At 45.8% G+C, this 25799-nt stretch carries 19 protein-coding genes, 2 tRNA genes, 1 other RNA gene and 1 pseudogene; 6 read left to right on the top strand and 17 right to left on the bottom strand.

Annotated features, from left to right (window positions below; all coding sequences use genetic code 11):
- Positions 1-233: 233 nt before the first annotated feature.
- Positions 234-2906, bottom strand: coding sequence for an alanine--tRNA ligase (gene alaS / locus PSBA01_RS01010; RefSeq protein ID WP_186474792.1), 2673 nt, complete (start codon positions 2904-2906; stop codon positions 234-236).
- A 146-nt stretch (positions 2907-3052) separates the two neighbouring features.
- Entirely contained in the window at positions 3053-4684 is a 1632-nt protein-coding gene (locus PSBA01_RS01005; RefSeq protein WP_186474791.1) for a DUF389 domain-containing protein, read from the bottom strand.
- Positions 4685-5048: 364 nt separating this feature from the next.
- Here PSBA01_RS01005 and PSBA01_RS01000 point away from each other — a divergent pair, with 364 nt between their 5' ends.
- Positions 5049-5261 carry a hypothetical protein gene (locus PSBA01_RS01000; RefSeq protein ID WP_058024164.1) on the top strand — a complete coding sequence of 71 codons (213 nt, stop codon included), beginning with the start codon at positions 5049-5051 and terminating at the stop codon, positions 5259-5261.
- Positions 5262-5420: 159 nt separating this feature from the next.
- On the opposite strand, the gene PSBA01_RS00995 is transcribed toward PSBA01_RS01000, so the two are convergent.
- Positions 5421-6824 carry a L,D-transpeptidase family protein gene (locus PSBA01_RS00995; protein ID WP_186474790.1) on the bottom strand — a complete coding sequence of 468 codons (1404 nt, stop codon included), beginning with the start codon at positions 6822-6824 and terminating at the stop codon, positions 5421-5423.
- A gap of 341 nt (positions 6825-7165) precedes the next feature.
- Between PSBA01_RS00995 and prmB the strand changes: the two genes are divergently transcribed.
- Together prmB and aroC are read left to right on the top strand one after the other, a co-directional pair.
- A complete protein-coding gene (gene prmB, locus PSBA01_RS00990; RefSeq protein ID WP_186474789.1) occupies positions 7166-8341 on the top strand; it encodes a 50S ribosomal protein L3 N(5)-glutamine methyltransferase in 1176 nt (391 codons plus the stop codon).
- Between the two features lie 103 nt (positions 8342-8444).
- On the top strand, positions 8445-9548 hold the full coding sequence (aroC, locus tag PSBA01_RS00985; RefSeq protein WP_114700845.1) for a chorismate synthase: 1104 nt from the start codon (positions 8445-8447) through the stop codon (positions 9546-9548).
- A gap of 134 nt (positions 9549-9682) precedes the next feature.
- Here the strand turns inward: aroC and PSBA01_RS00980 are convergent, their stop codons facing one another.
- The 4 genes from PSBA01_RS00980 to PSBA01_RS00965 all read right to left on the bottom strand — a co-directional run bounded on the left by PSBA01_RS00980 (position 9683) and on the right by PSBA01_RS00965 (position 14170).
- Entirely contained in the window at positions 9683-9883 is a 201-nt protein-coding gene (locus PSBA01_RS00980; protein WP_058024161.1) for a hypothetical protein, read from the bottom strand.
- Between the two features lie 130 nt (positions 9884-10013).
- Positions 10014-11786, bottom strand: a complete 1773-nt coding sequence (gene creC / locus PSBA01_RS00975) for a two-component system sensor histidine kinase CreC (protein ID WP_186474788.1) — start codon at positions 11784-11786, stop codon at positions 10014-10016.
- Between the two features lie 16 nt (positions 11787-11802).
- Complete coding sequence (locus PSBA01_RS00970) at positions 11803-12582, bottom strand: response regulator (protein ID WP_186474787.1); 780 nt, start codon at positions 12580-12582, stop codon at positions 11803-11805.
- Positions 12583-12808: 226 nt separating this feature from the next.
- Entirely contained in the window at positions 12809-14170 is a 1362-nt protein-coding gene (locus tag PSBA01_RS00965) for a glycerophosphodiester phosphodiesterase family protein (protein WP_186474786.1), read from the bottom strand.
- A 421-nt stretch (positions 14171-14591) separates the two neighbouring features.
- Here PSBA01_RS00965 and PSBA01_RS00960 point away from each other — a divergent pair, with 421 nt between their 5' ends.
- The 3 genes from PSBA01_RS00960 to PSBA01_RS00950 all read left to right on the top strand — a co-directional run bounded on the left by PSBA01_RS00960 (position 14592) and on the right by PSBA01_RS00950 (position 16413).
- Entirely contained in the window at positions 14592-15263 is a 672-nt protein-coding gene (locus PSBA01_RS00960) for an alpha/beta hydrolase (protein ID WP_186474785.1), read from the top strand.
- 85 nt (positions 15264-15348) lie between these two features.
- Positions 15349-15707: a transfer-messenger RNA gene (gene ssrA, locus PSBA01_RS00955) on the top strand.
- 232 nt (positions 15708-15939) lie between these two features.
- Entirely contained in the window at positions 15940-16413 is a 474-nt protein-coding gene (locus tag PSBA01_RS00950) for a CinA family protein (protein ID WP_186475392.1), read from the top strand.
- A gap of 25 nt (positions 16414-16438) precedes the next feature.
- Here the strand turns inward: PSBA01_RS00950 and PSBA01_RS00945 are convergent, their stop codons facing one another.
- The 10 genes and pseudogenes from PSBA01_RS00945 to PSBA01_RS00905 all read right to left on the bottom strand — a co-directional run bounded on the left by PSBA01_RS00945 (position 16439) and on the right by PSBA01_RS00905 (position 25014).
- Positions 16439-17122, bottom strand: a complete 684-nt coding sequence (locus tag PSBA01_RS00945; protein ID WP_186474784.1) for a glycosyltransferase — start codon at positions 17120-17122, stop codon at positions 16439-16441.
- Between the two features lie 91 nt (positions 17123-17213).
- The gene (locus PSBA01_RS00940) at positions 17214-17942 is read right to left on the bottom strand and encodes a class I SAM-dependent DNA methyltransferase (RefSeq protein ID WP_186474783.1); all 729 of its coding nucleotides are present in this window, start codon (positions 17940-17942) and stop codon (positions 17214-17216) included.
- Positions 17935-18792, bottom strand: coding sequence for a PIG-L deacetylase family protein (locus PSBA01_RS00935; protein WP_416383508.1), 858 nt, complete (start codon positions 18790-18792; stop codon positions 17935-17937). The genes PSBA01_RS00940 and PSBA01_RS00935 overlap by 8 nt, the downstream gene beginning before the upstream one ends.
- Positions 18780-19895: pseudogene (locus PSBA01_RS00930) on the bottom strand (acyl-CoA dehydrogenase). The gene PSBA01_RS00935 and the pseudogene PSBA01_RS00930 overlap by 13 nt, the downstream one beginning before the upstream one ends.
- Positions 19896-19915: 20 nt before the next feature.
- Complete coding sequence (locus tag PSBA01_RS00925) at positions 19916-21478, bottom strand: alpha,alpha-trehalose-phosphate synthase (UDP-forming) (protein ID WP_186474782.1); 1563 nt, start codon at positions 21476-21478, stop codon at positions 19916-19918.
- Entirely contained in the window at positions 21475-22473 is a 999-nt protein-coding gene (gene otsB / locus PSBA01_RS00920) for a trehalose-phosphatase (RefSeq protein WP_186474781.1), read from the bottom strand. Before otsB ends, PSBA01_RS00925 begins: the two co-directional genes overlap by 4 nt.
- A 182-nt stretch (positions 22474-22655) precedes the next feature.
- Positions 22656-22742 (bottom strand) — tRNA-Leu (locus PSBA01_RS00915).
- Between the two features lie 124 nt (positions 22743-22866).
- Positions 22867-22940 (bottom strand) — tRNA-Cys (locus PSBA01_RS00910).
- Between the two features lie 177 nt (positions 22941-23117).
- Positions 23118-23252: a putative transporter small subunit gene (locus PSBA01_RS13195; protein WP_208855952.1), complete on the bottom strand. Its 135-nt coding sequence runs from the start codon at positions 23250-23252 to the stop codon at positions 23118-23120.
- A gap of 94 nt (positions 23253-23346) precedes the next feature.
- Complete coding sequence (locus tag PSBA01_RS00905) at positions 23347-25014, bottom strand: sodium:solute symporter family protein (protein ID WP_228724605.1); 1668 nt, start codon at positions 25012-25014, stop codon at positions 23347-23349.
- Positions 25015-25799 lie beyond the last annotated feature (785 nt).

Below are 25799 nucleotides of genomic sequence, written 5' to 3'. Positions count from 1 at the left end.
AAGCCAGATTGTAAGAGTTATGCCCTATATGTGTCATTCGTTTATTGGTACTGCATCAAATGTCATGAATGAGCAATATTGTCAAACGTTGACCTTTATACCATATCTACCGCATAACTTTAAGTATCAGTACCGCTTAGATGTATGGCGATTGGTTATAGCTGCTATAACTAATCACGTATCTTATACCCAGTAAACCAGAGTAAGGCGCTGAGTTACTGGGCTTTTTATGATTAGCTAAGCTGGGTTTCAATCCAAGCAGGTAGGGCATTGATGACCGCAGTACTGTTATCAGACTTTGGTGCGCCGCCCTGTGCGTAGTCAGGTTTACCGCCACCTTTTCCGCCAAGCTCACTGGCTAAATGACGAATGATATCACCCGCTTTGATTTTAGCAGTAACAGATTTTGCGACACTCGCGGCTAGTGCTAATTGGTCATTTTTATCACCAATTAATACAATCACACTATCAGGCAGTTTTGATTTGATATCATCCATCAGCGTACGGATGGATTTACCATCGATACCGCTTAAGGTGCTGAGAAGTACGGGCGTATCTGCAATCGTTTGTACGTCATCGAGTAGGTTGGCAGCTTGAGCGCTGGCCATTTTTTGCTCTAAGCGCTCAAGCTGTTTTTCAAGCTCGCGTTGCTTATCTGCCATGGTACGCACACGCTGGGCGACCTCAGGACGTTTGACCTTTAGCTGGCTTGCCAACTCGCTTAGTTGCTGCTCGCTTTGCTGAATGTTTTTGACCGCGTTCATGCCCGTGACGGCTTCAATACGGCGGATGCCAGCAGCGATACCTGACTCGCTGGTGATTTTTAGCATACCGATATCGCCAGTACGCTGTACATGTAAACCGCCGCAAAGTTCGATAGAGAAAGGCTTGCGCTGACCATCGACGATACGATCTGTACCCATGGTTAGTACGCGAACGTCAGTGCCGTACTTTTCGCCAAATAATGCCATCGCGCCTTGATTCATGGCTTCATCAATCGACATGTGTTCAATACGAGCAGGAGTGTTGGCTTGGATTTGCTCATTGACGAGACGCTCTACTCGCATGATTTCAGCAGCACTGACAGGCTTATCATAAGCAAAGTCAAAACGCAGTACGTCGCTTGAGACTAATGAGCCTTTCTGCGTGACTTCATCACCCAAGACTTCTCTTAGTGCTGCATGTAATAGGTGAGTGGCAGAGTGGTTTTTGGCACTGGCTGCACGAATGCTTGAAAGCACGTGGGCATCCGCCGTTTGCTTGGGTTTGATATCACCCATGGTCACCACACCATAATGAATGATGGCTTGACCAGATTTTTTGGTATCTTGTACTTCAAAGACACCTGATTCGGTACGGATTTCACCAAGCTCACCCACTTGACCACCGCCTTCGGCGTAAAATGGCGTACGATCCAATACCACAACGCCTTCTGTGCCTTCCGTTAGGCTCTCTGCTGGATTGCCATCTTGATAAAGCGCGTCGATGGTCACGCCGTCTTCTTCAAGCTGCTCATAACCAACAAAGACGGTTGGCGTCTCGACTTGGATGACGCTGCTGTAATCGACATCGAACTTACCTGCATCACGAGCACGTTCGCGCTGTGCTTGCATGTGCTCATCAAACTCCGCTTCATCAATAGCAATGCCGCGCTCACGCGTGATATCCGCGGTCAAATCAACTGGGAAGCCATAAGTATCATACAGTTTAAAGGCGGCTTCGCCAGATAGCGTATCGCCATCTTTTAGACCTTCAAGCTCGCTGGCAAGCAAACGCAGACCTTGTGCCAATGTTTTGGCAAACTGCGCTTCTTCTTTTTGAATCGCATTTTCGATCACGTTTTGTTTTTCTACTAGCTCTGGATAAGCACTGCCCATTTCAGCCACGAGTGGCTCAACCATTTTATAGAAAAACTCACTATCAGCGCCAAGCTTGTTGCCATGACGTACCGCACGGCGAATGATACGGCGCAATACATAGCCACGACCTTCGTTGCTCGGTGTGACGCCATCAGCAATCAAAAAGGCCACAGCACGGATATGGTCAGCGATGACTTTTAGTGAAGACTGCTGTTCATTGTCAATCTCTAAGATCTCAGCTGCCGCATCCATTAAATGGGTAAACAGATCGATCTCATAGTTACCATGGACGCCTTGCATGATAGCGCTAATACGCTCAAGCCCCATGCCAGTATCGACACTGGGCGCAGGTAGCGGCAATAGCGTGCCGTCTTTTTGGCGATTGAACTGCATAAAGACGCAGTTCCAAATCTCGATGTAGCGATCGCCATCTTCTTCTGGCGTACCGGGCAAGCCGCCTTCGATCTCAGCGCCATGGTCATAAAACACTTCGGTGCAAGGGCCACAAGGACCGGTGTCGCCCATGGTCCAAAAATTGTCTGAGGCGTACGGTGCCCCTTTGTTATCACCGATACGAATGATGCGCTCACTTGGCAGACCAATGGTTTTGTGCCAAATATCAAAGGCTTCGTCATCAGTCTCATAAATGGTGACATACAGACGATCTTTATCAATCGCGAGCCACTGATCTGAGGTCAAAAACTCCCAGATATACTCGATACCTGCTTGCTTGAAGTAATCGCCAAACGAGAAGTTACCAAGCATCTCAAAAAACGTATGATGGCGGGCAGTGTAGCCAACATTGTCCAAGTCATTGTGCTTACCACCAGCACGGACACATTTCTGCGAGGTCACAGCACGTGTGTAGTCACGTGGCTCCATGCCCAAAAAGGTTTCTTTAAACTGATTCATACCGGCATTGGTGAATAACAATGTCGGATCATTATGCGGAATCAAGCTAGACGATGAAACTTGGGTGTGCTGCTTGCTTATAAAAAAATCGATAAAGGCTTGGCGAATATCGGCTGAGCGAAATGGCTGGCTCACAGCGGCTCCTTACTGACGGATAGAATTGAGTAAATGACATAAAATAATTTTGCAAGCGATTTTAGCACAAACGCCTAAGCTCTTGGTACAAGAGTTATAACTGCTCGTTATAGTCCATTCATGATTTGCCGCTCATATAGGGTGCATCATGGTGAATTGGTCAAAATTGCCGCATCAGTCTCATCAAGCTTGTCTTTGATTAATGGATCAGACTCAATGACCTGCACTGGCAAGTAGCGCAATTGCAATTTAATAGGCAAGTATTTGGGGAAGTTTTTTGCCATATCTTTGGTAATCACATCCTCGATCTGCTGTACATCTTGTGAATTTGGACTGGTCTCACCGCGTACCACGGCACGAATGATTTGAAACCTATTATTCTTATCAAATTGTATGTTGGTCAGTACGTTACCTTGATCGATAAAATGTTCATTAATTGCTTCTTTGACATTGTTTTCAAAGGTCTGCTGCTTGGCATTGCTATTGAGGTTTAGAGTAAGATAAATGCCCAAGCCGACCAGTAACAATAGTGTGACGGCATTTCGACGGAAAAATATCAAATAGGTGCCCGATTCATAATCATCATCGACCAAGCGCCTGAAGCCTAAAAACCACAGTACCATGGCATTAGTAAACTGAATGGCAATGATGTTGGTCAGGGCCAATAAGGCAGCACCTAGCCCCATCTGTATCTCGCCATTGGCAAATAAAATGCCACTGGCCGCGAGTGGCGGCACCAAGGCGGTGGCCACAGCAACCCCAACAACGGCGACGGACAGGTGCGGAGACACCATCGCATATGCACCAGCCGTACCGCCAGCCAGTGCAATCATCAAGTCCATAGACGTGGGCTGGGTACGAGACAAAATCTCATTGGTCAGCGGTTGACCTTGATGCAATAGACCCACCATAAAGCCGACCAATATCACCAAAAATACCCCCGCTAACACGGTGAGCAACGACTTACGCAACAGTGGCATACGGTAGTCAATAATCGCTAGGGCGACACCTGTAATCGGACCGAGCATCATGGCGACCAACATCGCGCCAATAACCACTGCGGCTGAATTGGTCACCAAGCCATAACTGGCAATAATGGCTGATAGCGTGTTCATTACAAAGTACATTTTACTTGGTAGGGCGTTGGCCTCGATCGTGACACGGACTTCAGGATAGTCTATCTTTTGATCGCTAAACTGCTCGGCAACGAATTGCTTGTAGGATTCTAGCTTGGCTTCTTTCTCCTCTTTGACGGCCTCTTCTTTTTTCTCGTTGTTATCGTCTTCTATCTCTTCTTCATTCGATTTGGCAGGCGTGGACGGTATCAGATCAGAGTCTTCTGCCTCTTCGATGGCAGGATCATTCGCATGAATACTGTGATCAATGGCGATAGGCTCGACCGGTTGACTGACATGATTGTTGGGCGCTTCGGAAATGTCTGGATTTTCTTGTGTTTGAAGAAAAGCCTCAGACGCTGTCTCTGATGCGTGAGCGGCTGTGTCTGCGTTTGGCCTGAATAATTCAGATTGATCTGAGTCATCATCAGGCGCGTCTAGCGTGGCAATGACGACATCAGGCTCTGGTGAGGTCATGACGATTTTTGTTTCAGAGAGCGACTCCTCTTCACTGTTTTCGGTTGCATACTCCTGTTCAGGGGTCTGTTCGGGTTCATGGGCATCATCAATCTTTCTCTCAGATGTCTCTTTTGTCATATCAGATGAAATCTGAGAAGCGGTGTCTGGTTTTTTTTGTTGTGACATATTATCAGAAGCGTTCATAGCAATTGGGCTTTATTAGTCAGTTGAAATAAAACCATTATTGTAATGAAAAATCAGCGACAAGCTGTCTTTTTTTTGTGCAAAAGCAAAGCGCTAGACATGACATTGGGCAAAATAGAAAGAGGTATCGTAGTAAGGGTATGATCGAGGGGGTGAATGTAAAGTGGAATCGGAGTAAAAATTTATAGGAAATGAGTATTAATTAAGATAGCGAAATATGAGTGAGAAATACCCTTATATTAACATGGGTTTTTCTGAAAGTCAGTTAATATGTATGTATCTGGCGTCTATATTAAATACTTACCTTTAGTAGGGATATGGCGTATAAAGTAACTATACCCACACATAAAGTAAGGATTAAGTCATGAACTGGCCATTATTTGCTGTCATTTACATCATAGCAGGCACTGTCACCACAGGGATTGTCATCATCGGTACGCTCATTATGGGTTTCGATGAGATCGCGCATATGCAAATAGCGGTCGCAGTGGGTGCAGCGGCGTCTATTCCCATCACCATGTTCTTTGCCAAAAAAATCGGTAGCATCACTGGTAACGAAGATGGTCATAAAGTATAACGGATGATCAGATTTTGGCTTGATGCTCAGATGATGTTGGTTTTAGTAGTAAAAACGCTAAAGCGTCGCCAAACGTAAAAAAGACCTCAATAGTGAGGTCTTTTTTGGCAGTAAGTGCTGACTTGGTAATAAATGCTGATAGCGATCTAGGTTAGAGCGTTATTTAAGCTCAACGGTTGCGCCATTCTCAATGTTGGCATACACCTCTAGTACATCCCAGTTAGTCAAACGTACACAACCTGCTGATGCTTGACGGCTGATACCTTCAGGTTTTGGCGAGCCATGCAAACCATAAGACGGTTTAGACAAGCCCATCCATACAACACCGACAGGGTTGTTCGGTCCTGGTGGCAGCATATGAACCTTTTTCTGAGCACCGTCACCGACTGTGGCTTTATACCATGGCATTTTGACTTTATTGACAATCTTATAAGTACCATGTGGTGACGGCGTGTCATTACTACCAACGGTCGTTGGGTAAGTCGCTACCAGTTGGTTGCCATCATAAGCATATAACGTTTTATCAGCTTTGTTAGCGACCACGCGGTTGATTCGCTTGTTTAACGCACCACGAGTATTGAGCACTGTGATGGTCTCACCAGCTTTGTATTCTTTGTTCTTATTGAGTTTATCCAAGTAGCGCACATCCATATGGAAGCGTTCACCAAGCATCTCTTTGATATCTTGATAATACAGTCCTTTCATTTTTGACTTGGCTTCTGCACTAGCAGGCGTGGTGGCAAAGTTGGTATTAATATCATCATCAGTCAACGTATAAGTCACAAGCACAGGTTTGGTTGCAGGAATGTTCTTAACCAAGGCATCCCACGTTTTTTGATCCATTCTACCTGTGGTTGGCAAGCCTTTCATTGCTTGGAAGTTAGTAAGGGCTTTTTTGCTGTTCATACCCCAGCCACCGTCTATAGGACCAGGAGAGGCATGGTTCCAATCGAGCAACGCTTGCATTTTGATCGTCATGGCTGAGTTGACTTTCATGTTAGGCGACCAGACAGCGTTATTGACTTGTTGTGCGTAATTTGACAAGTTTAATGTGGTATATCTCTTACCATCTTTATCTTCGATATTTTTGATGGTTGGATCATCACTGAAGTCTTGACGCTTTTCACTCTCCGGTAACTCAAAGGCGAGTGGATCAGATGAGTCGATAGAGGAGACATCGCTGGGTGCAGCGACCGCTTGGCCTTCGCTGATATCATCAGTGCTATCTGACTGCTCATCTTTACGCGTCAACTCAGCAGCGCTCATGTTGTCAGCAGCGGGTGCTGGCGTGCTATTTTGATCGTCTTGCTTAGTGTTGATCAGCTGGTTCATGCTATCAACGGGTTTTGCGTTCTCTGTATTTAACTGTACAGTAGCAGCACCATCTGAGCGACTACGATTTTCTTGCACATTGAGGCTCACCTTTTGAGCAAGGCCTGGCATGGCGTTTGCCGTTCGTACTGGCAATGTGCGAGTATTATCGGCAGTGGCGGCAAGTGCGCCAACGCTGGCACTCATGGCAGCGATAGATATAGCAGTAATAATAGGCTTTATTTTCATCATATTGAATCACTTGTGGTTGCTACTAATGCGGCTATTATGCGCATAATTTGGTTGCTTCGCAAACTTTTGGTCTATCTTTTTGCATTTAGAGTGGGTTAAACGTCAACTGCTGACGTATTCGCTACAGTTGAGTAATATTTTAGCCAAAATGTGTACGGCGACAGGCAGGCTGCTTACGCAAACTCCTCATTATTTTCACTATTTTTTGTTTTAGTAAAAATGACAGTGATTGGCGCTATTTGGCGTTTACGTCTATAATGTATGATTAATTTTTTTATTAATAGATCGATTGTTAGCAACAAGCCATTTAACCTGCTAATAGTTAATCCATAAGGTGCGATATGTCAGAAGACCAAACAATGAGTGCAGAAGAGTTTCAAAACCAATACTTCAGTGATGATGAGTCTAAGGGCTTAGAAGGTGAGATGGAGTATGATCTAGAAACTGGACTTCTTGGTGAGGATGGCGAACTTGCTAACTTACATGCCGAGTTAGAAGAAGCACGCGAGCAGCTAGTGAGTATTCGCGACTTTATTCGTTTTTCCGTCACACAATTGCGTAACTATGATGTGGTTGTCGCGCAAGGCACGACCGATGAGTTTGCAGAAGCCTCAGCCATTGTGTTGCATTCGTTGTCTTTAGATTGGTCAGCCAATGAGCAGATTTTAGACTGTCGTTTGACCACGTCAGAGAAGCAGGCAGTGCTAGGACTATTAGAAGAGCGCATCGCTGAACGTAAGCCGCTGAGCTATCTGATTAACTTGTCGTATTTCTGTGATTTGCCTTTTTATGTGGATGAGCGCGTGCTTATCCCGCGCTCGCCAATCGCAGAGTTGATTCGTCAGCAGTTCCATCCTTATTTTGAAGTTACTGAACTCGCCAAACCACTGGGTGTTAGCCCGAATGAAAAGTCAGCAGTATTTTATGATCATGGCTTGGATGTGAAGCAGTTGTCGCAGCCTGAGCGTATCTTAGACTTGTGTACTGGCTCTGGTTGTATCGCAATCGCGCTTGCTACCCGTTTCGTTGATGCGTTGGTTGATGCTATCGATATCGATAAAGGCGCGCTGGACGTGGCAATGGTCAATGTCGATCATCATGACCTTGACCATCAAGTGAACGTAATCGAGTCTGATTTGTTTGCCAAGATACCTGCTGAAAACCAGTATGAGCTTATCGTCACCAATCCACCGTATGTCGATGCGGCTATCATGGCAGATTTGCCGCCTGAGTTTTTATATGAGCCTGAGCATGCATTAGCCGCGGGTCAAGACGGCTTGGATTTGGTACATCGTATTTTATTTGAAGCGTCAGATTACCTGAGCCCAGATGGTTTGCTGGTCTGTGAAGTGGGCGACAGCGAATGGGCATTAAAGCAAGCCTATCCTGAGATTCAGTTTGATTGGTTGAAGTTTGCACATGGCGGACATGGGGTTTTTGCGATTACTTATGATGAATTGGTAGCCAATCGTCAACTGTTTGCCGCTTATGTGCAACTATTAGATAGCGTGCAGTAGTTGAGTGTGGGTCACAAAATCGAGCATATAAAAACTGATCAGCGATAATCATAAAAGGTTGGTCGAACAACCATCAGTCGCGTTTACTTGTTTAAGGACAATTATGGCAGGCAATAGTATTGGGCAGGTTTTTACGGTCACCACGTGCGGTGAGTCACATGGCGCAGGACTGATGGCCATCGTTGATGGCGTACCACCAGGTTTAGCATTATCGGCAGACGATTTACAAGTAGATCTGGATCGTCGCAAACCGGGTACGTCTAAGTATTCAACCCAGCGCCGTGAGTCTGATGAAGTTGAGATTATCTCTGGCGTATTTGAAGGCAAAACCACAGGGACATCCATCGGTCTATTGATTCGCAATACCAATCAAAAATCAAAAGATTATAGCGATATCAAAGATACCTTCCGTCCTGGACATGCCGATTATACTTATAGCATGAAATACGGCTTTCGTGATTATCGTGGTGGTGGCCGTTCGTCAGCGCGTGAGACGGCTATGCGAGTGGCTGCTGGTGCTATCGCTAAGAAATACTTACAAGAACGGCTGGGCGTACAAATTCGTGGTCATGTGACCCAAATTGGCAATGAGCATAGCAATGTACTAGACCCGAACCAGATCGATTGGGAATTTGTAAATAGCAATCCGTTCTTCTGCGCAGACAAAGAAGCGATTGGCCGTTTTGAGACATTGATTGACAACTTGCGCCGTGAAGGCACCAGTTGCGGTGCACGCCTTGATATTATCGCGAGCGGTGTACCCGTAGGTCTGGGCGAGCCAGTATTTGATCGTTTAGATGCCGATATCGCTCATGCGATGATGAGTATCAATGCGGTCAAAGGGGTCGAGATTGGCGATGGTATGGCAGTGGCAGGTCAATTTGGACATAGCGCTCGTGATGAGCTGACCCCAGATGGGTTTGCAGCCAATCATGCGGGCGGTGTCTTGGGCGGTATCTCATCAGGTCAAGATATCCGTGTCAGTATTGCGCTTAAGCCAACATCTAGCATCACAACTGCAGGCAAGAGCATCAATACCCAAGGTGAAGCAGTCGATATGCTGACCAAAGGTCGTCATGATCCTTGCGTCGGTGTGCGTGCCACGCCTATTGCCGAAGCGATGCTAGCGATTGTAGTGCTCGATCACTATCTGCGTCACCGTGGTCAGAACGCGGATGTAAAGCCGCCAGTACAATCGATTACTTAGTATTTTTGCTCTAAAGTAATCAGCCCTTTGTTGTTTCCAGTAGTTTAATACTAGAAATGATAAAGGGCTTTTTTATGTTCCAATAAAATATAGGTGTTACCTAAAAACAATCAACGTGCTGAGCGAGCAAGATATCAGGCTGCCAATCGATATTCATCAATAGCCACGCATTGCTGATGCCGAAAGACCAGTAATAATTGCTGACTAGGAATCGCTAGCCAATGTCCAAACTCAATACTACCGACACCTTGGCTGGATAGTATCTGCGCGCAGTGATGACGACTAAGGCCGATTAGGTGCTTGATGATAGGGTTATCAGTTAATTGACGTGACATAAATGTTCTCCTTCTAATCTGCTTTACGAATTTGATGGTTCAATAGATCTTAGTGCTATCGTAAAATAAAGAAGTAGAAATCCTGTGCAGTCATGATGGAAAATTGATGAACTGTTATCAATGCTTATTCTTAAGCCAGGGGCAGGGTAATACTAACCATCACACCAGAACGCTGATTTTTACCAGTATGATTTTTATCAGCGCCAATTTTATTATCATTAGCATGGATATTATCAATAGTTACCTGACCACCATGATGCTCAATGACTTGCTTCACTAAAGTGAGTCCAAGACCGGTACCTTTTTTGAGAATACTATCGGACTGTTTTGAGTCAGCTTTGTGATGTGCTGAACCTGTATCTAGCGTATAGGTTGTATTCTGATTTTTCACTTGCTGAACAGAATGGCTTTGATGAGATAGGCTAAAATAACGCTCAAAAGCTTTTTCAATAGCATAATCAGGCAATAGCTTTCCATCATTAAATATATCGATGATTACCGTTCGCGCTGTGCTGTGTAACGAGATATCAACTGTGTTATCAGCAAAATGAATGGCATTATCCAGCACATTTTGTAAGACTTGTACCAACCAAAATTGGTCAGCAAACACACTGGTAGAGGCCAACAATTCTGCTGGCAAGTTTGCTGTGTTTGTCATGTTCTGATCATCGATATATATGTCGATTGGTCGTAGATTTTGCTGTTGTTGCTTGGCGGTGTTGTCCTTTACCAAGCTTTGTAGCAGTGGCAGTAGCGGCGTTAGCTGACGACTGAGCTTAAAAGTAGGCTGTTCAACTTTCGCAAGCAACAGTAGTCGGTCAATGAGCTGCTGCATTTTTACGCTTTGCTCACCAACCGTCTCAATGAGCATCTGCCGATCATCCTGATCAAGCATATGACCATCTAGTCCATCATCTTCTAACAGCTCACTACTGGCGCGAATGGCGGTTAAAGGGCTTTTTAACTCGTGAGTGAGTGTATGCACATAATCAGTGACATAAGCACGATTCTCTAGCCGGTGTTTCATAGTCTCAATGGTATCTGTCAGGCTGTTTAGCTCATGACCGAGATAAAAATAGGGTTTTTTGGTGTCTTCTGCCAGCGAACTGGTATATTGAGTCACCAAGGTAATACTTTGCTTGAGCCACCATGCGATGAGACCTGCTAAAATGAGGGCAGCAGTGCTGATGAATAGCACTGTGATCAGCATTCGGTTACGTGTATCGTCCAAATAAGGTAGCACGCTGGCGACAGGTTTGCCGACGCTGACCACGCCGATAATCTCGCCAGACATATTCTTTATTGGCTGTGCGACATACATGACCGAGCCATCACGCTGCTGGTTATCCCGCAGCGTACTTCTGGCACCGTACTGACCTCTTAATGTGAGATAGACATCATTCCAGCGCCCATAGTTTTGCCCTTCATTATTGTCAGGTTGGGGTAGCGAATCATAAATGACCCTGCCGCTGCTGTCTGTTACATATACCCGAAAGCTGCTATAGCTTTTGGTTTGATAGACGGGACCTAAATTATCGTTAATCGCTGGTATGCCTACAAAGGCTGCATCAAGTTGCGCTTGATAAGCTTCATCGTATAGTTGCCCTGTAGATAATGGTATCTGGAGACTGGCCGCAAGTAACTTACTGGTGTCTAGGAGCGTGTCTTCGATGACTTGCTGCGCTGTTGGCTTGACGTAGCCAAACAACTGGGTAAATACAACCACGCCGCAAATGATGAGTACCAAAGCAACTGCAAGCCAAATCCTAAAAAATATACTTAAATTGAGCAGTCGTTTACGTTTAGGAGTTTGCTGCACAGTACCAATGGGATGCAATTTGGCATACCAATTGTTTTGGTCGTTATGAGTATCGCTCTCAGCATTATTGGCATTATGATTCATAAATTAGCAGCTATTATTAAGCTGGACATAATGCGTAACCCAGTCCACGATGTGTATGAATGACTTCAATACTCGTATCAACAGTCGCAAGTTGCTTACGAATCGACTTGATATGGCTGTCTATCGTGCGTGCTAGGCGATGATCAGGATAATCACTAACTGCGTTAAGCAGCTGCTCACGGCTAAAGACTTGATTCGGTGCTTGTAATAAGGTGAGTAAAATTTTGCGCTCAGTATTACTAAGTTCCAGCTTTTGCTCTTGCCACGTTAATGAATAATTAAGCGGTTGATAGTGCCAAACGCCGGATTGGTTTTCAAACGTTAATGCTTGTCCTGATAGATTATTCGAGGAGGTGCTTTCAGTGCTGTCATTTGAGCTTACGGTATGAGAGCCTGACTGTTGAATCAGCTGTTCACGTCGCCAAATGGCTTTTAGGCGTGCGACCAATTCACGTGGACTAAAGGGTTTGGCACAGTAATCATCGCCACCCATCTCCAACCCCAAAATACGATCGACCTCATCGCTACGTGCAGTCAAAAATACAATAGGCAAGTCTTTTAAGGCGTCGATATCAGGTGTATGACGTATTTGTTGGCACAGACTCAGACCATCACCATCTGGCAGACCGACATCCATAATGATCGCCGATAGATCTTGTGCTTCATGACTATGCAGCATGGGTAACACACTACTGGCATTATCCAGCCAAGTCATCTGCCAGCCTTCGCGCTTGCAGGTAACCTTGAGTGACATGGCAATCGCAGGATCATCTTCTACCAGTAAAATATGGGTCATAGTCTCTACATCATCTTATAGTCTTAGTAAATTATCGTAGCACAAAACAGCAGACTGCTCTTGCTACTAGGAACCGAATGGTGTGAAAAGTTAATGGAAAAGTAGGGTGCTCAGTAGATGGTTTTCGGTGTAATCATTTTAATGCATTTAATAAAAAGGTCAGCTTAATAAATAAGCTGGCCTCGGTAATACAAACTAAGCGTGATTATCTATTAATAGACTAAATCTATTTAAGACCTTTGCAATTGGCATAGTAGCTCACCGTAGCGGGCCAGTCTGAAAAAATGCCTTGGACACCGACATCCTGCGCTAGTACGTCAATATAATTCATCATATCGCCATCATTGTTGATAGCATCTCCAAGACCGCTATAGTACCAATCGCCACCATCGGTTAATGGTCCTGAACGCTCTATCGACCACGTAATAATTTTTAGACCATTGGCTTTGGCTTGTTTTGCGTATTCTGAGGGTTGCATATCTCCCTTACCATCAGTAGTGACTAATAACCAAAGTGCTGGAGCAATGGTATTGATGCCGCGTGCTTTGATATCAGCCAATGAATGCCTCCATGTGCTTGCGTCGTTTTTATTAAAAGTTTTATCGTCAGCGGTCTCATTGCTGTCATCAATCAGATAGACGGCATTAGCCCCATAAGCTGGCTCGTTTTTGATCCAGTAATCCAGATCTTTTATATTAAATGACTGGGCAAATACATCACTTGCAGGCACGCCCGCTGCCTTATAAGTATCTATCAGCTGTTGGCGATAATCGTCTAAACGATAGCCATTAAACGGCATGGTCACGGCTGGTGCTTTTAGCTCAGGCGTGTGCTTCATGCCTAGCTGGCGTGCCAATGCGATATGCTCTTTTAACGTCAATACCTGACCATTTTGTGAATACAAGTCCGTTCGCCACGGCGCAGTCGCATTCATATACTCGCTAATACTGGTTGCTTTTTTATTGGCAGCATCCATCTTACCCGTCAAGGTTTTAAATTGAGCGGCACTGATATCTGAGGTGCGACATTCGATACTATCGGCATTGGTAAGTTTACCCTGAGCATCCAATACAGGCGGTACGGTACATTGCTTGGCCAGCGGCGTGGTTAGAATATTAGTGGTGGTGTGCAAATCGTTTTGGGCATGACGACAGACAAGCTCACCGTCATTGGTAAAAGCGACATCACATTCCAAGATGCCAGCACCCATTTGTGCTGACGCCACGTAGCTATCATAAGTATGTTCAGGTAGCTGTAATGGCGCACCTCGATGCGCAATAGAGAAGTCCGTCTTACTTGGTAGTTGCCCCCTGCACGCCTGTAGCTCTTCTTTTAGTGGTCCCTCGTCCATATCATTTATCAGATAAAACGGACGCACGCCATAGGTATATGTCACAGGTGAGGAAGGTTGCGGCTGTGATTGCGGTTGCGCTGTCGATGAAGGAGCTTTTGATGTGAGCATCGAGCGGCTATCGGTAGTGCAGCCTACTATCAATAGTGAGCTGATCAGTGTTAAAGGTAAGGCGAGATTAATCTTAGCCGACGTCTGTTTACTCAGCTTAAGCACTGATTTATCAAAAATTGTCATGTAAAATGTTCCTGCAAAATTATAAAAAAATCCCATCGGACGTAGGGATAGGAATTAAAAGATTAGCATTTGACTATTGGTTGCTACTTGCTGTTTGCTAAAAGAAACTAAAGGTCTTGCATTCTTGTATGAGCTTAGCCTTGTAAGAACTTAACATTAATGCAGATACAATTGTAGGAAAATGTACTAAAGAATAGACAGCTGATAGTATTTAAGCTTGATAGTATTGGGCTTATCGGTCATAAAGTCATACGTGTCTTCTTATGCTGTTCTCATTTTCGCTATTGTACATTTAGCACCTCACTATTGACCATAAGCTCAAACTAACAGATGATATTGACCATATAATGACACTCACATTATTTTGGCAAACAACATAAAAATGCTTAGGGCATATTTCACTACATTATTAAGGATAATTATGAGTAACTATCTAGACGCAGTCGTCGTTGAGCACAATCCCTTTCAAAAAAAGATAGATCGCGCGGTGATTTGGCTGCACGGTCTTGGCGCGAGCGGACATGATTTTGAGCCAGTCGTGCCGCAGTTGGGTCTCGATAATGATATGGCGGTAAGATTTATCTTTCCGCATGCGCCGCAGATACCTGTAACTATTAATGGCGGTATGGTGATGCCGGCTTGGTACGACATCATAGAGATGAGTCTGGAGCGAAAAGTAGATGTGGCTCAGATTGAAGAGTCTGCTCAGCAGATACAAGATTTGATTAGCCGTGAGATTGAGCGCGGCGTATCACCAGAGCACATCGTTATTGCCGGATTTTCGCAGGGCGGGGCGGTGGCGTATCACGTGGCACTTGGTTACCCAGAGCGCTTAGCTGGTTTGTTGACGCTCTCTACCTACTTAGCGACCAATGACAATATTGAGTATAGTGCTGCCAATAAAGACATGCCGATTCTGATTGAGCATGGTACGCATGATCCAGTCGTGCCTGTCATCCTAGGTGAGCAAGCACATCAGCTATTATCAGCAAAAGACTATAATGTGTCTTATAATACGTATCCGATGGCACATCAAGTCTGTATGCCGCAGATTCAAAATATTGGTCAGTGGTTAAATACCGTTTTGGCGTAAATTATTAAGCTGTAACGTAATGTAATGCAAGTCTACTATAGGTTGAAAACTTGCCTAATTTTCCTATATAATAAGCGACCTTATTGGGGATGTTCTGGCTTCGACGCTGGTGATGAAACTCAATGATGCATGTCGAGAGTGTATGTCCTCTCGTTAATCAAACATATATTGTTATAGTCGCAAACGACGAAACTTACGCTCTAGCAGCTTAAACCCTGCTTACTGCGCTGCCGATTACCTATAGTTGGTTAGTCCAGTTGAAGCGTCCGCATATAGGTTCGCCACAAGGGATTGTCTCAATCGCTTGGGTTCAAAAGTAGAGAATCGTCCAATCCATCCTGACTGTCGGATCGGTGCGGATTAAATTTAAAGACAGAAACTAAACATGTAGATTCATGAGCGTAATGCTGGCGGACGCGGGTTCAACTCCCGCCATCTCCACCAAATATATTAAAGAAAGTCAGTCACTTAGGTGGCTGGCTTTTTTTATGACAGGCTTTTGACAGGTTTTGATACGAATAAGCACTTAATTTATAGGCGTAATATGATAAATACACGCGGTTACGAAAAGTAAGCACGGGGCATATTATTTACTCAGAACAGTCATACTGTAATAACTATAGCTGATTTTATATTGGCGCAAATGTTAAATATGGACGTTGGTATGGAAGTCACTGTGCCGGATAGTTGTGCCAAGCTGTTGGCTGATAAGCAGTTAACCATCGCGTTTATTGAGAGTGCCACGGCCGGCTATTTGTCTCACCGTTTTTCTGTTAGCCCATATTCTGGTGAGGTACTGATGGGCGGTTTGGTGTGTTATGACGTGTCTTTAAAAAAGAACGTGCTACATATATCTGATAAGTTAATTGATAAGTGTAGCCCAGAGTCATTGGCAGTCACGCGTGAGCTGGTCAAAAAATCCAAAGCGTTGTTTGACGCTGATGTATATGTCGCCTGCACCGGACTGCTAAAGCCTGGCGGCTCTGAAACCGAGGAAAAACCTGTCGGCACCTTTTTTTATTGTATCGGCTACAAAGGCGAGATTTATGATTTTCGTGTTTTGTGTAGCGGACCACCCGCCCAAAAGCTTCGCAGCATCAACAGCCTAATCTGCAAAAGTATCATCGAGGTGGTCGACCAGCACAGTTAGTGTGCAGTGAGAAAGACGTTTTGCATTATGTGCGATGATTTGTCTCAAGATTGGCTAGAAATGCAGCAAAACCCTCTGAGGCTCGCGCATTCAATCGGCTACTGGTGGTCACGCGCACACGATTGCTCCAGATGATATTGTAGCCTTGAGAGTCAAATTTGTTGACCAAATCCACATCTTCATGACACGGCAGAGCGGCAAACCCGCCAACTGCTTGATAGGCCTCAGCACTAAAACTTAGGTTTGCGCCATGGATATGACGATGATCCATCATGTCTTGATAGTGGGCAGTATATGCCTCTTTGGTTTGCGAAGTGAGATGTGCCCAGCTATCGATGCTGACCACGCCGCAGATCATCGCAGTCGGCTGATATGTTAGATGACTCACTTGCTCTGTTAACCAGTTAGTAGCGACGAGCGAGTCGGCATCGGTGCAGGCAAGCCATGTTGCGCCGGATTGTATCGCATGGCGCGCCCCCAAGTCGCGTGCTTGTCCCACACAGCGGTAGTCACAAGTCAGAGACGCAACGCCTGCTGCTTCAACGAGCGCCGCGGTATCATCAGTGCAGCTATCTAATACCACCAGTGGCCGCGCGCTGATGGTGGCGGGTAACTGTGCCATCGCTTTTTTTATGGCGGTCAGGCAGTCACTGATGGTCATTGCTTCATTATGCGCTGGGATGATAACCCCGATGTTTAGCTTTTTCATATCTTTTCTTTTAGATATTTTCGATAGTTTTATTCATACATTGTCTTTGCTTTTACAGAGATAGGTAAGAGTTTGCCCAAAGCCCAAATGATTAGACAAGATGCTCTTGCATGGCAACGGTTTTTTGAGAGTTTTGCCATATATCCAACAAAAAATCACTGTCCACAAGCTGGCTTTGGTGCGTAAAGCTCGCCTTGTACTCTTGACTAAAGGCTTGCTGTAAGCGCTGATGTACCGTTTCGCCAGTCAGCGCAAAGCCCTCGATATCGTAGCGCCAATGACAACACAGCAGCGTACCGCCGGCAGCAATGTTTTGCTGAATCCATTCAATGACTGTAGTGAGCGTACGGGCTGATAAATAGTATAAAACCTCGCTAATTACGATTAGGTCGTAGGGTGGTCGATGAGAGGGCGCATCGGCAAGCTGTAAGATGGACGGAGCGGGTAGACCCTCGTTTTGTAGTGCTAATAATACATCAGGAATCACGCCTTTTAACACCTTGGCGTGAGGAGCCTCTATTAAGCGCTGTCTGGCTAGCTGCACGGCGCTGTGATTGCCATCTATACTGAGCAGAGCCTGACAGCGATGAGTTAATAGCTGGCTAAATACCCCGTTGCCGCAGCCAAGCTCAATAGCATTGGCATATGTGTCTTGCGGTAATATCGCAAGACACATATCGCGTTTACGCTGTTCATACCAGCGCGTTTGATACTGCCACGGGTCGTCACTGTCGCGGTACAGCGCCTCAAAATATTTCTCTACATAGGCAGGAGATTTTACGTTGTCACCTGAAGGCGAAGCGTTAGGCGCATCACTCATATAGATAAACCTCCCAAGGTTGGCTGACTCTGGCAATGGTGTGTGCAGATAAAATAGGCGGATTGCCTGTGCTTTTATCCATCGTAATCTGGCTCTTAAAGCATGCAATGGCCTGTGTTTTTTGATGCAGTTGCTTGGCGCTTAAGTCCAGACGTGTAGCGCAGTGCCAAGGAATGCGCCTATCAGCAGGCTTGGCCCAATGCCATGCCCAAATCAGTGCTTGGTAGCAGGCTAGGCCTTGGCGCTTGGCAAAATCAGTGACCACGTGACCGGTGGCCTCATGATCAGGATGTCCATCATACCTAAACGGCGTCACCAGTATGTCATCCGGCTGGATAATGGTGGTAAGTCTTTGCTGCAATACCGCTTGCTGGGCAAACACATCGCCATCGCTCAAGCCCAATGCAACCGTCGATACTTGCCCTGCGACGCCTAAAGCGCGCAACGCTGCGAGGCTCTCTTGTGGGCGAATGATATTTAGCGTCTGTGGCGAATAAAGCTGAGAGTCTGGATGGCTTTGGGTACCGTTGGTCACATGAATAATGACGATGTTATTGCCATTTGCCGCTAGGTGCTGTAGTAGTCCGCCGCAGCCCAACACCTCATCATCAGGATGCGGGGCAAAGATACATACTCGCTGATGGACAGGAAAACGGGCCGCAATATCCAAACGCGGCAAACGTTGCAGCCCTTGCCAGTTTTGCCAAGCGTCTTGGCTGGTACCGTCGCCCTCGATGAGGCGATCGCCGACGATCGGATGGGGCGCACTGATGGCGGTACTCTGTGTATGGCCATCTGCTAGACCATTATTTACCAAGACTTCACTCATATGCGCGGTTATAGTTGCCATAGGTTTCTCTGATGTTTGGCGTGCTTGTCGTGGGTTTTGCTTGTCAGCTCGCCGATGGTTTGTAAGTCAAAAGCACCATGACTTTGGCGAATAAATACGGGCAGATCCGCTGCCAATCTAGCAAAATGAGCATGGGTACAAAACGGCGCCGCTCCCAAGGCTTGCCCGACATTCTCCAAGACCTGACGCGCTGACTGCTCGGTGCTTGCTCTAAGAGCTCGTATCGCAAGCTCGTGATGAGACTGCGGCTGGCTGGCCATCAGCTCTGCCACATGATAAAAACACTGCTGCGTGCCAAACAGCGCTGTACTGATCTGGCCTAAATACATGGCTTTATAATAACTTGGTTTTTGTTGATAAGACGTTATCAAGTACTGTGCCAGAGCCGTCGTCGCCCCGTACCAACACGCCGCCACGCCAGCGGCACCGTGCCAAAACCCAGCGCGCTCTAAGTAGGCATCCGCTGCGCCAACCTGCATCGCGGTCACATCAGTAAACGCTATGGCCGCCGTGTCAGTAGCCTGCATACCGACCGCTTGCCAACTACTGTCGTCGATCACAATACCGTCTTGTCGCATATCGACGATAAGTAGCTGCGAGCGACCTTGTGCATCGCGGTACGTCATCAGCCCATAATCGACAAAACGTGCACCAGAGCACTACGCTTTTGTACCATTGACTTTGCCTGCCTGATTGTCTTTATTTGGTTCAAACTCTAAAATCGGACCATCAGCCGCCCAAACAGCCCAAAGCCCTGACATAGAGTCTTGAGATGCTTTTTGCGTAGTAGTCGCAGCGCCGACTTCGTGTAAGATGCTTAAAGCGTCTAAATGCGACTCAAACCACTTGGCAATCGTTAGATCAATGCTGGCAATATAGGCCAAGATTTGCCATCGAATCAACGTGTTTGCATAAGCATCTTCACCGCCAGCAGGATGTGGAATTCGCTCAGCATAGCTTAGCAAGACCTCTAATATCTCACGGCGCAATACATCGGTGATGTCGCAGTGACCAGAGGTGTGATCCTCTGTGGTTAAGGCCGCTGTTATGGCCGCTTGGATCTGTGATAATAAAGGATTTTTTACCGTTTTATTTTTTGTCATTATCATAATATCCCCAACGCTCAGTCTATGACTTTAGATTGACGACTCAAATACAAGTCGTCCAAAAACCGCTGTTGCCACTGATGAACATCATAGATTTTTAATCCTTGTAGTAACACCTGATGCCGCTCTTGTCGCTGCTTGAGTGGCATGGTCAGCGCGGTTTTTAGCCCTTGTATGATGCTGCTGGGCTGCGCAGGGTCGATGATCACTGCCGCCTGCATTTGCTCGGCTGCGCCAGCGTATCGAGACAAGAGCAGCACCCCTGGATCATCAGGGTCTTGTGCAGCTATATATTCTTTGGCAACCAAATTCATACCGTCTTTGAGTGAATTCACCCAGCCGATATCACCTTTATAAAACATCGTCATCAGTTGTCTGTGCTCCAGCACTTTTTCGCTATAAGTAATGGCTTGCCACTCATCGAGAGCAGAGTCATCATTATCAGTGACTGGTCGGTGGTTTAGACTATTTGGTGCATATAAAGAAGGCGAAAACTGCTGATTGACCTCGGCCACCAGCTGTCTGACCTGAGCATACAATCGCTGATACACTGGCAAATCTAAGCGGCTAGGGCAGGCAATTTGTAAAAAATTTAACTGGTTTTGATAGCGGGGATTTTGTTGTAAAAAACTGCGGTAAGCCGAAAACCGCGCCAACAAACCTTTGGAGTAATCAATCCTATCTACGGCAATGATTTGCTTTATGTCAGATTTAGCACTGTGTTTGTATAGAGGATCATCTGAGATCAAGTGGCTGACGTACTGCTGGATTCTAGCGACATTGACACCGATAGGGTAGGCGTCAATCTTTAAGCGATGCGGGCTTTGTAAATCTAACCACAGTTTAAGCCGGGTGTCATTGGAATGCGGAGGCGGCTGACGGTGAGTAGTCATGTCCAGATGTGCATCAGCAAGCGACTGTGGCAATAATCGATCTTTTAGATAATGCTGGCAGACGGCAGTTGCCTTGGTTTTGTCTTGCATGGTCTGCGTGCCAAGTAGGTCGTAGTGGACAAGGTGATAAATCAGCTCGGCGCTTTGTTGCAGCGGCTGCCAAAAAAGCAAAGGCGCAAAGGGAATATGTAAAAATAAGCCAATCCGATTACGCATCCCAAGCTGCCTGCAATGATACGCCACGCTCAAAAAATGATAGTCATGCACCCAAATCACATCATCAGGCTGAGCGATCGCTTGTAACTGTTGAGCAAAAAGGCGGTTGACCGTTTGATAGTTGGCGTAGTCCTCTGGCGCTTGATGGATTAAATTTGGCTGTTCATGTAAGAGCAGCCATAGCACACTATTGGCAAACCCGCAGTAGTAATGTTGGTATTGCTTAGGCGTTAAGGCAGTGGTGACATAGGTGATTTGGCTACTGACTTTTTGTCCTTCGCTGTCAGTGCTCGTGACAGTCTGCTCTTGCTGATGGAAGGTATTAGGCGCGTCTTCGACTTCACCATTCCAGCCCATCCATACAACGGAGTGTCCCTTTAGCACTTCATGTAAAGCGACCGCCAGCCCACCTGCCATCGGGCCATTATCAGGCAGCTTTACGCGGTTGGATAAGGCGATTAAACGGCTCATGACATGCGTCTCACGGATTTTTGTATCGCAGTACGCTCTTTTATCAGAGCAGATCGACCAGCACGGCGCTGTTGGCAAAACACCAAAAAGCTGTTTAAAACAGCGACGACTTCTTCAATAGTATTGACGTAGTAATGGGCGCACGTAGACGCGCTACCGACTTTGATACCTATGCCTGTTATTGATGGAGAAGGGCGATCTATTAGGTGGTTTTTGATGGATGGGCTAGGGGTGACGCTGCCTTTTAGAGACGGTTGAGACCTAAAGCCTCCTTGTACCGCAGCGAATCCCACTTCATCGGTGATATCATCTCCGATAAATATCGAAAAAATCGGCTTGTCGGTTTGGAAGTGCTGTAACAGCGTGAGGATGGCCGAGCCTTTATCTGCCCCTCTTGGCATGACCTCCCACACATATTTGCCCTGTCTCAATGTCCAATTTGGATATGGCGCTGCTATCGTTGACATAATGTGATAAGCAGTCTGAGCCAAAGTAGGGTTTTGCCGATAATGCAGAGCAGCAGAGTGTGATTTATCTTCTAGTATAAAATCAGGGTATGACCGACATGCTCGACGAATGGCGTGTTTTATCTCAATCAGCGCAGCGTTATCTACTGGTACCGCACTAATCACGTCATTAGCGCCACTTTGGTGAGTATTATTAAGGCTGCTCATTGCTATTTGTAAGCCGTGTGAAGCAGCAATCGGCAGATCTAGGGGCGCTAGCATTTGTTTTGCTTGTGAAAGGCTGCGTCCGGTCACGGCCGCCACTTTGATACCGTGGTTATTCAGGCTTTGTAAAATCTCAAGAGTGGCCGAGGTGATAAAGCTGTCGGTAGGATTGAGGGTAAAAGGAGCCAGCGTGCCATCTATATCCACAAACAAACAATAGTCAATGGCATCAGGGTTTGACCGATGAGCTAAATAGTTAACAAAGCGCTCTGGCTGAATATAGGCAGCTGATTGGTTTAAGCTATGATTTCTTCCTGAAGTCACGACGCTTTCCTTTTAAAAGTGTGCTTTGCTCAATAAATACCAGCAGTCAGTGTGCCATAAACTGAAGTTTGCTCCGATAGTAAGTCTGCTCGATTTGTTATCAATTCTGTAACTTATGTATTTGACATAAACGCAAAAAAAAACGCAAATCGTTATGATTTGCGGTTTTCGTACTACTATAATGGTACCCGGAGCCGGACTTGAACCGGCACGCTATTGCTAGCGAGGGATTTTAAATCCCTTGTGTCTACCAATTTCACCACCCGGGCAAAACTTGTGTTATCTAACATGTAAACTAGCTGATAGACTGTCTAGTTACTAGATAAGTGGTCGCTATTATAATCAGTTGAGATAATAATGCAAGCCAAAATTAACGTAAAGTTAATAAATAATTGGAGGCTGGAGTCGGAATCGAACCGGCGTTAACGGAGTTGCAGTCCGCTGCATGACCACTCTGCCATCCAGCCAATCAAGGTGGACTATATTAGCAAAAATATGCCAAATTACAAGTCATTTTTTGGCTAAAAATAGCTTATTTTCTCACTTGTGCTGATTTTAGTGCTTTTTTATGAGTTTTTTGCGTATTCAGGCTCATCAGCGAGCCGGACTCACTGATGAGAGTAATGATCATTGAGTGTGTACTTTTATAATATCTCTTCGTTATTACGTTTGGCTCGTTTGATATCGCGATAAGTCGCGGTACAAATCAATACCAGCACGCCGAGCGTAATGGCTGGCCAAATTAAAATATATAAGCCGTAGATAAAGACGTTGTCCATGATATCTCCTTATAGTATTTATGAAGGGTTGCCTGTGCAGCGGGTCACATATTGACCAACTGCTAAACCCGCAAGCGGTGCTCGCTACCTGTGTTTATGAAAGCTCAGAGGTCGATGCCTTGGCTTTTTTATCATAATCGCCGACACGTTGATTGATTAAAGCAAAATCAAAGTGTTCATCACCCATGAGGCTAACGATGATACAAACAATGGTGCTGGCACCATAGGCTGTTAGTGAGGCCAGTAGTACCATGTACTGACGTAAGAAGCCTGTGGCAAAAATGAGCATCAGTACCAGCGTTATCGCTGCCGCTACCATGCCGATTTTACGACCCAAAAAGCCAAAGACCATCAGCCCAATCACGACTGCGGCGCCCACACTGGCCAGTATTTCAAAGAAAAGCGCAGTAAAGCCTGTCATCGGTAGCAGCTCAAAGCGTACCACACAGAATAGCAGTAGGCCGATGATGACCGCCGAGGTAAAGGCGGCATTGGTCACGCGGTTCCAAAACACACTGGCGATGACCGGAAAAACAATCGCGCCCCATAATGCACCGACGAATACGAGCATCACCAAGATATCTAGCTTAAAGCTGGCAAAGATCAGTCCGGCAGCGGTGGCGATAATCATCGTGCTACGACCAACGAGCATCATGGTTTTAGGTTTGACGCGGCCTTTGGCAATGTTTTTGCCATACACATCCGCCATCATAATGGTCGATAAGGCCGACAAATCTGAGTCGGCTGTCGATGACAATGAGCCAATGACCAAGATAAAGAATAAGGCGATAAATACAGGGTGCAAGTAAGTGCTGACCATCTGTGGTATGAGGTTGTTCATATTGCCATCTAGTGGCTCGATACCGATGGTCAAAGCCATCAATCCGATCATACCAAGACCGATGACGATACCAGCATAGCCGACCGTGGCGGTAATAAAGGTCTGTTTAATCTTAGTCTTATCGATCGCAAACAAGCGCTGCGTGATGGTTTGGTTACCAATCGCATAAGCAAGTACAGCGACAAAATAGGGCGCTCCTTGCTGAAAAAACGCTTCGGATGAAAAGAAATCCTGCTGTTCAAGCGTGAGGTTAGCGAGGCCATCGACCATGACTTGTGGCCCACCCATCGCAAACAGTACCGCTGGAATAATGACAATACCGATGGCCATCAAAGCGACCAATTGCGCAAAGTCTGTAAAGACGGAAGCACGAAACCCTGAGGTTAGGGTGTAGCTTAGCACCCCGATACCTGCAATCATGACCCCCGTCTGAAACGATAATGGCGATAATACCGATACCAACGCCCCAGCTGCAGTAAAGTTGACCATCAAGCTAATTAAGCTGCCCATAAGGTTGGATATGGCTAAAATTAATTGGCTTGATGAGCCATGGCGGGCGTGGATAAGCTCACCTAAGGTATGACCATCGGGTGCAAGCTCACGAAAGCGCATACCAAAAGGATAAATGAATAAGATCATCAGCGCGCCCCAAAAGCCGTAATGTATCGGTCCTGATACGCCATACTTGTAGCCAGAGGTCGCCGCCGCATAAAACGATGCCGCCCAAATCCAAGTAGCGGTCATACTAGCAGCACCCATGCCAAAGCCGACGCCATGGCCTGCCACCATAAATCCTGAAGTGGTTTCTTTGTCTTTTTTGATCAGCAATGACAACAAATACGTGCCGCCATAAAACGCTAACAACAATAAAATAATGGTTAACGATGAAAATTGGAACAGTGACTCAGTTTTCAAATTCATACCTCGCGATTATTTTACATAAATAAAAGTTTAATAGTATAACTTTATCCAAAACTGTTAAGAATACAATAAAGCCCATAAAAGTTTTATGTAGAGGCATCACACAGTGCTAACAGTTAGCCGTCATAAAAAGCAGTCAGCGCCGACCCAAATGCCGCGCGCTGGCGCACTTGGTGTTTTAAGGGTAGATCCTGCAACCTGTAAATGACAACTGCCCATTGACATCATGCCGGTTACTCACTGTTGTACGTCATTTGAAAAAATCACATGCAACAGTGAGCCACATTTCACAAAAATCGCAGGGAGTCATCAGCATGCGTCTGTTGATGGATAGTCCATCACGCTGTCAAGTGGTCATACTTGATAATAGCTGGCTGCTATAGAGCGCTGACAAGGCAGGTATCTACAGCAAAATTATGAATAAGCACTCAGCCATCTGCTGATGACGGTGCTAAGTGTAGACAGCTTTATCGGCTAATATTATGTATAGCCGGCTGAAATACACCCAAGCATGAGCGAATTTTTGCCCATGATTAGGTAATTGACGCATTACCTGTAGTTAAGTATCAAACACGCTACAGCCCTGATGCGTTGCACCATAGGCTAAGTATTTATAAATAAAACTACAGCTATGTTAACTATGTGTAACATACTCGTGCGCTAAGAGTACCCTATTCTGCCGTGAAGCTCAAATCTATCGGTCAGTTATCTGTCATAAATGACCAAAAGTCAGAGGCAGACCTCAAGAAAAATAGCATTGACAAATGGGGTTTATGGAAAGGTGT

Origin of the sequence: Psychrobacter sp. KCTC 72983, from assembly GCF_014280455.1 — a bacterium.
GTDB classification, from domain to species: Bacteria; Pseudomonadota; Gammaproteobacteria; order Pseudomonadales; family Moraxellaceae; genus Psychrobacter; species Psychrobacter pacificensis.
The sequence above is the reverse complement of the archived record's forward strand: the minus strand, read 5'-3'. Positions and strand labels throughout refer to the sequence as shown.

Coding starts and splice junctions, on each gene's coding strand:
- PSBA01_RS01000 (WP_058024164.1), top strand. CDS start 5,049: ATGAACTGGCCATTATTTGCTGTCATTTACATCATAGCAGGCACTGTC.
- PSBA01_RS00960 (WP_186474785.1), top strand. CDS start 14,592: ATGAGTAACTATCTAGACGCAGTCGTCGTTGAGCACAATCCCTTTCAA.
- aroC (WP_114700845.1), top strand. CDS start 8,445: ATGGCAGGCAATAGTATTGGGCAGGTTTTTACGGTCACCACGTGCGGT.
- PSBA01_RS00980 (WP_058024161.1), bottom strand. CDS start 9,883: ATGTCACGTCAATTAACTGATAACCCTATCATCAAGCACCTAATCGGC.
- PSBA01_RS00940 (WP_186474783.1), bottom strand. CDS start 17,942: ATGAGTGATGCGCCTAACGCTTCGCCTTCAGGTGACAACGTAAAATCT.
- PSBA01_RS00970 (WP_186474787.1), bottom strand. CDS start 12,582: ATGACCCATATTTTACTGGTAGAAGATGATCCTGCGATTGCCATGTCA.
- PSBA01_RS01005 (WP_186474791.1), bottom strand. CDS start 4,684: ATGAACGCTTCTGATAATATGTCACAACAAAAAAAACCAGACACCGCT.
- PSBA01_RS13195 (WP_208855952.1), bottom strand. CDS start 23,252: ATGGACAACGTCTTTATCTACGGCTTATATATTTTAATTTGGCCAGCC.
- prmB (WP_186474789.1), top strand. CDS start 7,166: ATGTCAGAAGACCAAACAATGAGTGCAGAAGAGTTTCAAAACCAATAC.
- creC (WP_186474788.1), bottom strand. CDS start 11,786: ATGAATCATAATGCCAATAATGCTGAGAGCGATACTCATAACGACCAA.
- PSBA01_RS00905 (WP_228724605.1), bottom strand. CDS start 25,014: ATGAATTTGAAAACTGAGTCACTGTTCCAATTTTCATCGTTAACCATT.
- PSBA01_RS00965 (WP_186474786.1), bottom strand. CDS start 14,170: ATGACAATTTTTGATAAATCAGTGCTTAAGCTGAGTAAACAGACGTCG.
- PSBA01_RS00925 (WP_186474782.1), bottom strand. CDS start 21,478: ATGAGCCGTTTAATCGCCTTATCCAACCGCGTAAAGCTGCCTGATAAT.
- PSBA01_RS00995 (WP_186474790.1), bottom strand. CDS start 6,824: ATGATGAAAATAAAGCCTATTATTACTGCTATATCTATCGCTGCCATG.
- PSBA01_RS00945 (WP_186474784.1), bottom strand. CDS start 17,122: ATGAAAAAGCTAAACATCGGGGTTATCATCCCAGCGCATAATGAAGCA.
- PSBA01_RS00935 (WP_416383508.1), bottom strand. CDS start 18,792: ATGGCAACTATAACCGCGCATATGAGTGAAGTCTTGGTAAATAATGGT.